The organism is Kribbella sp. NPDC055071, assembly GCF_053608045.1.
The window spans coordinates 23171-35254 of sequence record NZ_JBSGUS010000030.1 but is presented as its reverse complement, the minus strand read 5'-3'; the positions used below and the strand labels follow the sequence as shown (position 1 = coordinate 35254).

Genomic DNA, 12084 nt, shown 5'->3' with positions numbered 1-12084 from the left:
CAGGGGGACCAGAGTGAGCCAACCAGCGACGCAGTCCGAGTATCCCGATCAGATCGATGCCGCCGTCCTGAAGATCGCCGGCGTCGTCGTCCTGGGCGCCATCATGTCGATCCTCGACATCACGGTGGTCAACGTTGCCCTGCCCACCTTTCAGGACGAGTTCGGCACGCCCGACCACCCGGTCGCCTACTCCACGGTCGCCTGGACGGTCACGGCGTACACGCTGGCGCTCGCGACCGTCATCCCGCTGACCGGGTGGGCGGCCAACCGGTTCGGCACCAAGCGGCTCTACATGACCGCGATCTTCCTCTTCACCGCTGGGTCCGCGCTGTGCGCGACCGCGACGAGCATCGACATGCTGATCGGCTTCCGGGTCCTGCAAGGCCTGGGTGGCGGCATGCTGATGCCGCTCGGCATGACGATCATGACGCAGGCCGCCGGTCCGCGCCGGATGGGCCGCCTGATGGCGATCCTCGGCGTACCGATGCTGCTCGGCCCGATCCTGGGACCGATCCTGGGCGGCTGGCTGATCCAGGTCGCGAGCTGGCACTGGATCTTCCTGATCAACGTTCCGCTCGGCGCGATCGCGCTGGTCTACGCCTGGCGCGCCCTGGCCAAGGACACCTCGGAGCCGTCGGAATCGCTCGACATCCTCGGCGTCGTGCTGATGTCACCCGGGCTCGCGCTGTTCCTCTTCGGCATCTCCTCGTTGCCCGCCGAGAACGGCGACTTCGGCGCGCCTCGGGTCTGGGTCTCGGTCCTGGCCGGCGTGTTGCTGATGCTCGCGTTCGTCTGGCATTCGTTCCGGCCGGAGCACCCGCTGCTCGACCTCCGGCTGTTCCGCGACCGCAACCTCACCGTTTCGCTCATCACGATGTTCCTGTTCGCCGCGGCGTTCTTCGGTGGGTTGCTGCTGGTGCCGACGTACTTCCAGCAGCTCCGCGGTGAGTCCACGCTGCATGCGGGTCTGCTGGTCGCGCCGCAGGGCCTCGGCGCCATGCTGACGATGCCGATCGCCGGGCGGCTGGTGGACAAGGTCCCGATCGGCCGGATCGTGCCGTTCGGGCTCGCGCTGATCGTGATCGGCATGTTCGGCCTCACCCAGATCACCGCGACCACGCCGTACGGCGTCCTGATCGCAATGCTGGTCGTGATGGGCCTCGGGATGGGCGGCACGATGATGCCGCTGTTCACCTCGGCGCTGCGGACCCTCTCGGGTGCACAGGTCGCACGCGGATCCACCCTGCTCAACATCACCCAGCAGATCGCCTCGTCGTGTGGCGTCGCGACCATGTCGGTGGTCCTCACCAACCAGCTCAACAACTCGCCGATCATTCCCGGCACGGACCAGGTTCCCGGGCTGGGCGCAGGACTCCGCGAGACGCAGGCCGCCATCCTGTCCAACACCCGCCCGGAGAGCCTGACGCAGCTACACATCGACCCCTCGATCATCACCCGCGGCCTGAACGAGGCGGCCTCAGCATTCGCCCACACCTACTGGGTCGCCTGGGTACTGGTCGTCATCACCCTGATCCCGGCCCTCCTACTCCCCCGCAAACGCGAAACCTCCCGCCTGGTCGAAGAAGGCCAACCCCCAGCAGTTATCGACTAACCGAACCCGCAAAAGAAAGAAGAACAGGGACGGAAAGATAGTGTGGCTGGGTGCCTGGCGGGCTCCGTGGGTAGGTGCGTCGCACGTCGGGTGTGATCACAGGAGTAGACCGTGGTGAGGCTGACGACCGGGTCCGTGTCGGGTGGGAGTGATCACGGCAGAGGATCCCCTCGTGTTAGGCCGGTTCGGAGGTAGTTGAGTCCTCCCGCAGGCGCTGGTCTCGGGATGTGACTGGATCTGTCCAGGTGGCGGGATTCGCCTTGGCAGGAAGGAGGTTGGGAGGATATCGCGCCCGATCAGGGAAGAGATCCTCCCCGAACCTGACTGTTCCGGGCCGACACATCAGCAGGTGGACGGTGTGTCCGGGTGGCGGGTTTCTGGGCGTCAGTGGCTGGTCCTCAGCAGGCCCGGTCCCTCGCATGCGGTGAGTCGCTGCACTCCTCACCCGCCGGCCACCGGCTAGCCGCACCCACGCACCGGGCCTGCCAGGCATCCAGCCATCCAGGCACCCAGCCACTTTATCTTTCTGTCCCTGCTTTTCTTTCCCTTGCTCTTCTTACCTGGGGTTATGAATAACCCCCTTCTGTTCTTCCTTAACGCTTGGTGAGGGATTCGGCGGCGGCGAATCTGGCTAGGCGGACTGAGCCGGCTAGGGTGAGTACGAAACCCAGGGCGGTTACCCAGGCGAAGCCGGGGCGTACGCGGTCTCCCAGCCAGAGGAGTCCGACGGCGGCGGGTACGACGGTCTCGATGCCGAAGGTGACTGCCGCTACCAAGGTCACCGAGCCGCGCTGCAGGGCGACTCCGAAGGCGGCCAGCGCGATCGCGCCGTACACGATGAGCGCCCACGCGAGCGGCTCGCCCAGGAGCTTCCACCAGGGAGACTCCAGCGTTAGCGTCCGCGCGGCAACACCCGCGCCACCGAATCCGAGGCCCGCAACCACAGCCAGCACCGGTACGCCGTGCTCCGGCGACAACCTGAAGGCGATTGCCCCGAGGAGCGCGACCGGCACCGTCAGACAGAGGATCAGCAAACCCGTGGATGTGGACAGCGTCTTGGCCGGACCTTCCTCCGCGCACACGGCGAGGGCAACCAATCCGATGCCTACGACAACCAACGCCAGCACACTCGCGCAATCCAGACGACCACCCAGGAAGATCCCGCTGAGGATCGCCGTCACCGCGACGCTGGAAGCAACCGCGGACTCCACCACGAACAACGGCAGCGATCGCAGCGCCGCCACCGACGCGAGGAATCCAGCACCATCCAGCGCCAGGCCCACGCCGTACAGCCAGCCCGCCGAAATCCTGCCGGTCCAGGTAACAGTCTTAGCCGCAGCCAACCGGCGCAACCCGACCGCCTGCAGCACAGTGGCCACGCCGTACAACACAGCCGCCGCAAACGCACCCACCAAGGCAAGGATCACTGGCCCACCCTCTCAGCCCGCGGTCTCACCCGGCGCGGAGGAGTCAGAAGATGTAGAAGGCGGTGACCGCGGTCGGGAGGATGCCTAGGACGAGCCAGAGGGACAGCGGGCTGCGTTGGAAGATCGCCCGGATCCCGACGACGGTCAGCAGACCGATGACGCCGGACATGAACCAGAGGCCTACACCCTTGCCGAAGTCGGTGCGGGAGACGCCGATGCTGTAGACGGCGAGGGTGATCGCGGGGACGCTGCCGACGTGGAAGAGGATGACCGAGACGACCCAGCGCTGGACAGTCTCGATGTTCATCGGGCGCGGCGTACGACGACGGACGATTCGCCGCCGCGGAGACTGGGTCATGGTTCCTTCCACGGTGATTTCCTTCCACCCGAGCTTTACTTAGTGTACTAATGATTAGTCTACACATAGTTGGTACGCTCAGCACATGACAGGGACGAAGATCACGCCGGCCGCCAACCCGCTGGCGCTCGAGCAACAGGTCTGCTTCGCGTTGGCGGTCGCTTCGCGGACCGTCATCTCGCTGTACCGGCCGCTGCTCGAGCCGATGGGGCTGACCCACCCGCAGTACCTGGTGATGCTCGCGCTGTGGGAGTTCGAGCCTGTCTCGGTCAAGGACCTGTCTGGGATGCTCCAACTCGAGCCGGCCACCCTCTCCCCGCTGCTCAAGCGACTCGAAGCCGCCGGCCTCCTCCGCCGAGACCGCTCCGCCACCGATGAGCGCTCCCTCGCCGTCGCCCTCACCGACAAGGGCCGAGCCCTCCGCAAGGAAGCCCTCAAGGTCCCCCCGGCCATCGTCGAACGCCTAGGCATCGACATCGACGACCTGATGGACCTCCACACCCGCCTGACCACAGTCATCGCCGCAGCCAAGAACGCCCAGTAAAGCCACAGGTGGTCGTCGGTCGACGCGCAGCCCGGGCGGCCGATCGACAGTCCGCGCACCGGCCGGAGGCGGCGATGGGCGGTCGGTGCGGAGCAGTGTTGACAGGGTGGGGATCCGGTTCTAGGTTCTGCTATATCGATTAAGCAGATCTGAGGGTTATCACTCCGGTGTTGTGCTTAATCGTTACAGCAAAGGGGTTTCGGATGGCTCGACGGGCGGGGGCGGTGACGCTTCGGGTTGTCGCTGAGCGGGCCGGGGTTTCCGTCACGGCGGTGTCGATGGCTCTGCAGGATCATCCGCGGATCGGTGCCGAGACCAAGATCCGGGTCCGCGAGATCGCGGCCGAGCTCGGGTATGTCCCCAACTCGGCCGGCCGTGCGCTGCGGGCGCGGCGGGCCGACGCGGTTGCCCTGATCGTCCCGAACACCAGCCAGCACGTCTTCGGTCACGCCTATTTCATGCACGTCCTCACCGGTGTCACCGATGTCGCGAACCACCACGACGCCCAACTGGTCGTCTCCACCAACTCCGACACAACCCATGGCCGGGTCGCCTACGAACGGGTGACCAGGTCTGGCTCGGCGGACGGCGCGATCGTGACCAGCGCACCGATCACCGACCAGAACATCCGCCGCCTGGTGGACAGCGGCCTACCCGTTGTCCTCCTCGGCCGATTCCCCTACCTACCCGACGCCATCAGCATCGGCGTCGACGACAAGACCGCCGAGTACGACGCAACCGAACACCTCATCACCGTGCACGGGCGCCGGTCCATCGTCCATCTGAGTGGTCCTCTCGATCATCAGGCCGCCGTCGATCGCCGCGACGGATTCGTCGCGGCCTGTACGGCGCACGGCCTGGTCCCCCACGTGATCGAGGGCGACTTCAGCGAGGCCTCCGGCGCGGCCGCGGTCGGTGCGATCGAGCCGACGACCGACGGGATCGTGGCCGCCAACGACGAGATGGCCTTCGGCGTACTGAGAAGTCTCCCGGCGAACGTCGTACCCGAAGGCATTTCTCTGATCGGGTACGACGACTTCGGCCTGAGCCGGGTCACCACACCGTCGATCAGCACCGTCCGGGTGCCGGCCGAGCAGATGGCCCGGCTGGCGACCGAGAAACTCTTCGACCTCATCGCCGGAAAGACCGTCGGCGACACCCATTCCGTCCTGCCGGTCGAGCTGGTCCTGCGGCAGTCCTGCGGATGCAGCGATTCCCCTGTGCAGTAGAAAGGAGTACCCCTGTGAAGCTGAAACTGATGGTGCCTGCGGCAATCACCGCCCTGGCCGCCACGCTGAGCCTGAGTGCCTGCGGCAACGACTCCGAGAGCAGCGCCGGCGGTCCGGTCACGCTGACCCTGTGGACCGGGTTCACCGGCGGTGACAGGACGGCGTACGAGGGTCTGGTGAAGACCTTCAACGCCACGCACGAGAACCTCAAGGTGACGATGGAGGTGCAGCCCTGGGACACCATCGCGCAGAAGTTGCCGTCGTCCTGGGCGACCGGTCAGGGACCCGACCTGGCCACGCCGAACTTCGATCCGAACGTCTTGTCGAAGTACGAGGCGTCGCGCTCGCTGCTGCCCCTGGACATCGACACCAGCGGGGTCGCGCCGGCCGCTGTCGACGCGTTCAAGGCCGACGGCAAGCTGTACGCCGTACCGGCCAACATCGCCACCGTGCAGCTGTACTACAACAAGAAGCTGTTCGCGGCGGCCGGGATCAAACAGCCGCCGACGACCGTCGCGGAGTTCAAGGCCGATACCGCGAAGCTCAAAGGCAACGGTGTCTTCGGGCTGTCCCTGGCCGATCACGAGACCATCCAGATGTGGCCGATCCTGCAGTGGCTGGACGGCGCGGACATCGTGGACGACAAGGGATGCTCGGTTCTCGACACGGACGCGAACAAGAAGAGCCTCGGCGACTGGTCGAAGCTGGTCAAGGACGGCGCGGCGCCGCTCGGACTCACTGGTGCTGAGTCCGACAGCCTGTTCAGCTCCGGCAAGGCCGCCATGCAACTGAACGGGCCATGGGCCGCGTCCGGTTACACCAAGGCAGGCATCGATGTCGGCATCGCGCCGGTCCCGGTGGGCGTCAACGGTCCGGTCACCTTGGCGTCGACCGCACCGCTGTCGGCCAGCGCCAAGACCAAGCATCCGAAGGAGGCGCAGGAGTTCTTGTCGTGGTGGATCGGCAAGACCGCGCAGAAGCAGTTCGCGCTCGCCAGTGGATTCCCGCCGGTCCGCACCGATCTGGGCGGTGACGCCGAGCTGAAGGCGAACAAGATCGTGGCGACCTTCGCCGCGGGCCTGCCGTCGGCGCGCCTGTACCTGCCCGGCGTGACCGATGCGACTCAGGTGGACAGCGAGGCGTACGTGCCGTTGATCGGTGAGATCACTCGCGGCGAGGACGTGGACAAGGCAGTCTCGAAGGCCTCCGACGCGATCGACAAGATCACCGGTTGCCAGCGATGACCCTGACCGACCAGGTCGCGCCGGTGGTGATCGACACCGGCGCGACGACACCCCGCAGCCGCAGGATCCGGTGGCAGCCGGCCTGGCTCTTCATGGCGCCCAGCCTGACGATCCTGCTCGTCTTCATCGTGTACCCGATCGTTCGCTCGTTCTGGTACAGCCTGCACGACTGGAGCATCGGCGCGCCGACGCAGAAATGGGTAGGGCTCGGCAACTATGCCGAACTGCTCGGTGACGAACGATTCTGGAACGCGCTGCGGGTGACGGTGATCTTCGCCCTGGTCAGCGTCGCGGCCCAGCTGATCCTGGGCTATTTCGCCGCCGCCGCTCTGCTGCGCGACACCTGGCTCAACCGGGTCGTTCGCTCGATCTTCTTCTTCCCGACCATCGTGGCGCTGGCGACGATCGGACTGGTCTGGCGCTTCCTGCTCGATCCGAGCATCGGCCTGGTCGGCGGTATCATCAGCGCTCTCGGCGGTCATCCGGTCGGCTGGCTGCAGAGCACGTCGCTCGCCTTGCCGGCGGTGATCGCGGTCAGCGTGTGGAAGAACCTCGGCTTCACGATGATCATCCTGCTGGCCGGGCTGAAAGGCGTCCCGCCGCACCTGTACGAGGCAGCGCGGATCGACGGCGCCGAGGGTCGCCAACTGACCCGCCACGTGACGCTACCGAGCATCCGGCCGACGTTGCTCTTCGCAACGATGATCCTGACCGTGAACTCCTTGCAGGTCTTCGATCTCGTTTACGTGATGACGAACGGCGGACCGCTCTTCGCCACCGACACACTGGTGACGATGCTGTTCCGCGAGGGCTTCGAGAACTTCCGGATCGGCTACGCGTCGGCGATCGCGTGGGTGCTGTTCCTGCTGATCATCGCATTGTCCGCTCTGCAGCTCCGACTCTTCAGGTACCGCGATGTCGACTAGAGCCTGGTTCAAATGGGCAGTCCTGGCCGTCGGCGTCGTACTGGCCGTGGTGCCGTTCATCTGGATGGTGTCCGGCTCGTTCCGGAGCGAGGCCGACCTGTTCGGATCGCCGGCAAGCCTGTTCCCGACGCAGTGGACGCTGCACGGCTACACCGCGATCTGGGACGACCTTCCGTTCCTTCGGCTGCTCCTGAACAGCGTCATCTTCGCCGGCGGTACGACGATCCTCTGTCTGCTCTTCGATTCACTCTGCGCGTACGCGCTGGCCCGGATCGACTTCCGCGGGTCCACGCTGTGCTTCTGGCTGGTCATCGCGACCTTGATGATCCCGTTCCAGGTCACGCTGATCCCGGTCTTCGTCGAGCTGTTCCACTTCGGCTGGCTGAACACCTACCAAGGCCTGATCGTCCCGCGGGCGACGAGCGCGTTCGGCATCTTCATGCTGCGGCAGTTCTTCGTCTCGATCCCCCGTGAGCTCGACGAGGCCGCCCGGATCGACGGCGCCGGGCACTTCCGGATCTACTGGCGGATCATCCTGCCGCTGGCCAAACCCGCGCTGGCGACTCTCGCCGTACTGCACTTCATGAACCTCTGGAACGACCTGCTCTGGCCGCTCGTGGTGTCCAGCTCGACCGAGATGCGAACGCTTCCTGCCGGACTGACTCTGTTCGGCGGACAACATGTAACCGATCACGCCGTACTGCTGGCCGGGGCGACGATCTCGCTGCTGCCACTGGCCGCGGCCTTCTTCCTCGCTCAGCGCTACTTCGTGCAGAGCGTCGCGACGACAGGACTCAAATGACCGCTCCGCTGTTCGGCCCTGACGCGTTCGTGTGGATGCTCGGCATCGAGGACACCTGCGTCTACCCCGTGACCGAAGGGGTGTCACCGCTGGACGAGCACGAGCTCACCGGGCACAGCCAGTCCTGGCAGGAAGACCTCCGGACCGCGGCCGAGCTCGGCGCCCGCGCTTTGCGGTACGGCGTCAGTTGGCCGGTCGTCCATGTCGCGCCGGGCCGCTTCGACTGGTCCGCGCTGGACAAAGTCGTCGACTACGCAGAGGAGCTCGGACTCGAACTGGTGGCCGATCTCGTCCACTACGGCACTCCCCCGTGGTTGACGAAGTCGTTCGCGGATCCGCGGTATCCCGACGCGATCGAGGAGTTCGCCGGCGCCTTGGCGACACGGTATGCCGGTCGGATCACGCACTTCACGCCGTTGAACGAGCCGGTCACCACGGCATCGTTCTGCGGACTGCGCGGTGTCTGGCCGCCGGCTCTGACGGGGTGGGAGGGCTGGACGGCGGTCGTCGTACCGGCTGTGGTGGGGATGGCTCGGGCCACGGCCGCGATCAGGTCGGCTCAATCGTCGGCTCAGATTGTGCATGTGGAGGCGGCTACCGATATCTCCACGGACGACCCAGAGTTGACCGATCACGCCACACTGCTCCGGCATATCGGCTGGCTGCCGACGGATCTGCTGCTCGGACGCGTCGACTACACCCATCCGATGTGGAGCTGGTTGTTGCGCCACGGGGCTCAGCTGAGCCAGCTCGAGTGGTTGCTGAGCAACCCTGCCATTCCGGATGTGATCGGGGTGAACTACTACCCGGATCTGACGCCGCGTCGACTGCACCAGCTCGACGGCGAGATCGTGCAGGTCGCCTACAACGGCGGGGCTGCGGGCTTGGGCCGAGCGCTGAAGGGATTCGCCGAGCGCTACGAACGCCCTTTACTGCTGACAGAGACGAGCATCGAGGGCGCGGATGCCGTGCGGACCGAGTGGCTGCAGTCCTCGGTCGACGCCGTACGCCGATTAGTTGCCGACGGCCTCGATCTCCGGGGGTACACCTGGTGGCCGATGTTCGACTTCGTCGACTGGTCGTGGGCCGCGGGCGGCGCGAACGTCGAGGAGTTCGCGGTCGCGACCACCTCGACCGACATCGCCTTCGCACCACCTCTTGGCGATCCGGCGGCGGGTAAGACGGCGTTCCTCCGCCGGATGGGTCTGCTGCGGTTGGAGGAACGCCCCGACGGGACACTTGCGCGGATCCCAACCCCGGCCGCCATCGACTACGCCCGCCGCGCTCACTAGCTGGAAACGGCGATCGGCTGGTCGGACTCGACCTTGGCAGCGCCGCGGGCACGGAAGATCGCCCAGCCGACGAGCGCTGCGGCGATGACGGTCAGGGTGGAGCCGGCGATGGTGACGGCTTCATGGAACTGCGCCGTCTGGTGCGTGGTCCAGTGCGAGGTGGCGATGCTGCCGGAGAACAGCACCGCGATGATGGTGCCGGTCATGGCGATGCCGGCTCCGGATGTGACCTCGGTGGTGGTGTCGACCAGCGCAACTCCGATGGTGGTCCGGTCCTCCGGCAGGCCGCGCAGAACGTTCATCGCGGCGACGACACCGATGACGCGCAGACCGGCGGCTACGAGCGCGAGTGAGATCGCGATGAACACGTAGCTGAAGCTGCCGAGCACGGCGTAGACGGCGAGTCCAGCGACGACAGAGGCCGAGCTGATCCAGGCGGCGCGGCCGAAACCAACGCGCTGGACGAACGGATCGACGAACGCACTGCCCGCAAGCAGGACGATCACCTGCGGCAGCATGCCGAGGGCAGCGAGCGCCGGCGTCCAACCCCAGTCGAGCTGCAGCTGCAGTGTGACCAGGTAGCCGAGACCGGTGGTCGCGAGTCCGGCCGCGGCCTTGTAGGCCAGACCGCTCGAGACCAGCGGGCGAGCGACGAGCTTCAGATCGAGCAGCGGGAACTGCGTCGTACGCTCGCGCACGACGAAGAGGACCGCAGCCACGATGGTCGCGGCGGTGGCAGCCCACGGCGACCACGAGCGCAGGCCCTCGTTCACGAACAGGGTCGGTACGACGAGGGCCAGCACGATCGTCGCCGTACCGAGGATCGCACCGGGGACGTCCACCGGATCGCGGTGGAGCTCGGCCGCGTCGTCAGCGGCGATGCCACCGCGGACGCCGATCAAGGCGAGGACCGCGATCGGCACGTTGACGAGCAGCAGGACCTGCCAGGGAGCGACCGCGAGCACGAGGCCGCCGGCCGTCGGGCCGATCGCGAGGCCGACCATGCCGACGGTCGAGATGAGGGTCAGCGCACGGACGCGGAGCTTGTCGTCCGTGAAGAGCCGGAAGGCCAGGGCCATCGAGCCGGGGGTCGTCATCGCGGCGGCGACTCCCATCAGGGCGCGAACGAGGATCAGTTGCGTCGCGGTCGTGACGAATGCGGTCGCGAGGCTGGCGATGCCGAGCAGGACAAGGCCGATGATCATGATCCGGCGCCGGCCGAACCGGTCGGCGATCGCGCCGAACAGCAGCATCAAGCCGCCGAACACGACCGCGTACGCGCCGGTGACCCACTGCAGCGCAGTGGTCGAGGCGTGCAACTCGCGGCCGATCGTGGGAAGTGCGACGTTCAGGATCGAGTTGTCGAGCATTTCGAACAGGAAGACGGCGGAGAGGCCGGCGAGGGCGATCCAGGCGTCCCGGAGAGATCGAGGGGACCGGATCGCGGTCGTCTCGGGGAGGGGGTGAGCACTCATGGCGCTCCTTTCGGGTCGATGTCGGATCGACCGTACCACATTTTTAGGGTCCGCTCTAAGTTTGGAGCCTGCTAGCCTTCTGGCATGGCTGAACCCGGACTTCGCGAGGTCAAGAAGGCACGCACCCGTCGGCTGATCGCCGAGACCGCGGCGCGGCTGTTCGCCGAGCGGGGCTACGAGCAGGTGACGGTCAGCGAGGTCGCGCGCGCGGCGGAGGTGGCCGAGCAGACGCTCTACAACTACTTCCCGACCAAGGAAGACCTCGTCATCGACCGCGAGCAGCAGATCCAGGACCAACTGGGCGAGCTGATCCGCAACCGCCCGGAAGGGACCACCCCGGCGGCCGCCATCCGTGAGTTCGTCCTGGCGACGGTCGCGGACATCGACGGCCGGCCGGCCGAGACGGCCCGCGGCAACCTCGGCTATCTCGCGGCGATCAGCCCCGCGGTCAACCGGCTGGTCCTGGAGATGATCGACCGGCAGGCCGTCGCAGTGGCCGCGGTCATCAGCGACACCACCGACGTCCCGCCGGAGATCGCCCGGATCCAGGGCATAGCTCTCGCCGGCGTCTTCCGCATCCTGATCGACGAGACCGGCCGCCGCACCCACGAAGGCCAAACCCCAGCGGAGATCGCCGCCGCCGTACGCCCCGAACTAGCCACCATCCTCACCGAGTTGGACCACTGGCAGACCCGGTAATTCGACGGTGGTTTCATCGATTGTTCGGGGTTGCTGTGGGTGCGACGATCGCGCATCCATCCCCAGCAAGGAGTCAGCGATGAGCAGCTTTCCGAAGTCCCCGCTCCGGACCGCAACACGTCTCGGCGCCACCGCCGCCATCGGCGTCAGCATCATCGGCCTGGCGGCGGCCCCGGCCCACGCCAGCCAAATCTCCCAGCGGATCGCTACTGGCATCCCGACCGAATCCATCTGCAACGACATCGGTTCGTCCCAAGCCCGCCAGCAGCACGCCAGCACCTGGTACTGCTACCCCCAGTACGGCGCCTGGAGCCTGGACCTGATCTGGTTCACCTGATCTGGTTCACCTGATCTGGTTCACCTGATCTGGTTCACCTGATCTGGTTCACCTGATCTGGTTCATCGAGTCGTGGATCGTGGCCGACGACACGCCCAATGTTCGCGACATAATCCACGACTCGAATATCCCAGTACGA

At 66.4% G+C, this 12084-nt stretch carries 12 protein-coding genes; 9 read left to right on the top strand and 3 right to left on the bottom strand.

Annotated elements, in window-relative coordinates:
- Positions 1–13: 13 nt before the first annotated feature.
- Positions 14–1612 (top strand): DHA2 family efflux MFS transporter permease subunit, encoded by a 1599-nt coding sequence (locus tag ACWF4Z_RS34120; protein ID WP_452247329.1) that lies wholly within the window; start codon positions 14–16, stop codon positions 1610–1612.
- Between the two features lie 593 nt (positions 1613–2205).
- Here the strand turns inward: ACWF4Z_RS34120 and ACWF4Z_RS34115 are convergent.
- A complete protein-coding gene (locus ACWF4Z_RS34115) occupies positions 2206–3039 on the bottom strand; it encodes a hypothetical protein (protein ID WP_452247328.1) in 834 nt (277 codons plus the stop codon).
- A gap of 43 nt (positions 3040–3082) precedes the next feature.
- Positions 3083–3397, bottom strand: coding sequence for a hypothetical protein (locus ACWF4Z_RS34110; protein ID WP_452247327.1), 315 nt, complete (start codon positions 3395–3397; stop codon positions 3083–3085).
- A gap of 85 nt (positions 3398–3482) precedes the next feature.
- On the opposite strand from ACWF4Z_RS34110, the gene ACWF4Z_RS34105 reads away from it, so the two are divergent.
- From ACWF4Z_RS34105 to ACWF4Z_RS34080, 6 genes are all read left to right on the top strand, one after another.
- The gene (locus tag ACWF4Z_RS34105; protein ID WP_452247326.1) at positions 3483–3941 is read left to right on the top strand and encodes a MarR family winged helix-turn-helix transcriptional regulator; all 459 of its coding nucleotides are present in this window, start codon (positions 3483–3485) and stop codon (positions 3939–3941) included.
- 203 nt (positions 3942–4144) lie between these two features.
- Complete coding sequence (locus tag ACWF4Z_RS34100) at positions 4145–5170, top strand: LacI family DNA-binding transcriptional regulator (protein WP_452247325.1); 1026 nt, start codon at positions 4145–4147, stop codon at positions 5168–5170.
- A gap of 14 nt (positions 5171–5184) precedes the next feature.
- On the top strand, positions 5185–6414 hold the full coding sequence (locus tag ACWF4Z_RS34095; RefSeq protein ID WP_452247324.1) for an ABC transporter substrate-binding protein: 1230 nt from the start codon (positions 5185–5187) through the stop codon (positions 6412–6414).
- Entirely contained in the window at positions 6411–7340 is a 930-nt protein-coding gene (locus tag ACWF4Z_RS34090) for a carbohydrate ABC transporter permease (protein ID WP_452247323.1), read from the top strand. The genes ACWF4Z_RS34095 and ACWF4Z_RS34090 overlap by 4 nt, the downstream gene beginning before the upstream one ends.
- The gene (locus ACWF4Z_RS34085; RefSeq protein WP_452247322.1) at positions 7330–8142 is read left to right on the top strand and encodes a carbohydrate ABC transporter permease; all 813 of its coding nucleotides are present in this window, start codon (positions 7330–7332) and stop codon (positions 8140–8142) included. The genes ACWF4Z_RS34090 and ACWF4Z_RS34085 overlap by 11 nt, the downstream gene beginning before the upstream one ends.
- Entirely contained in the window at positions 8139–9434 is a 1296-nt protein-coding gene (locus tag ACWF4Z_RS34080; RefSeq protein WP_452247321.1) for a family 1 glycosylhydrolase, read from the top strand. Before ACWF4Z_RS34085 ends, ACWF4Z_RS34080 begins: the two co-directional genes overlap by 4 nt.
- Here the strand turns inward: ACWF4Z_RS34080 and ACWF4Z_RS34075 are convergent.
- A complete protein-coding gene (locus ACWF4Z_RS34075; protein ID WP_452247320.1) occupies positions 9431–10909 on the bottom strand; it encodes an MFS transporter in 1479 nt (492 codons plus the stop codon). The two genes, ACWF4Z_RS34080 and ACWF4Z_RS34075, sit on opposite strands and share 4 nt — an antisense overlap.
- Before the next feature lie 84 nt (positions 10910–10993).
- Between ACWF4Z_RS34075 and ACWF4Z_RS34070 the strand changes: the two genes are divergently transcribed.
- A complete protein-coding gene (locus ACWF4Z_RS34070; RefSeq protein WP_452247319.1) occupies positions 10994–11608 on the top strand; it encodes a TetR/AcrR family transcriptional regulator in 615 nt (204 codons plus the stop codon).
- A 79-nt stretch (positions 11609–11687) separates the two neighbouring features.
- Positions 11688–11945, top strand: coding sequence for a hypothetical protein (locus ACWF4Z_RS34065; RefSeq protein WP_452247318.1), 258 nt, complete (start codon positions 11688–11690; stop codon positions 11943–11945).
- Positions 11946–12084 lie beyond the last annotated feature (139 nt).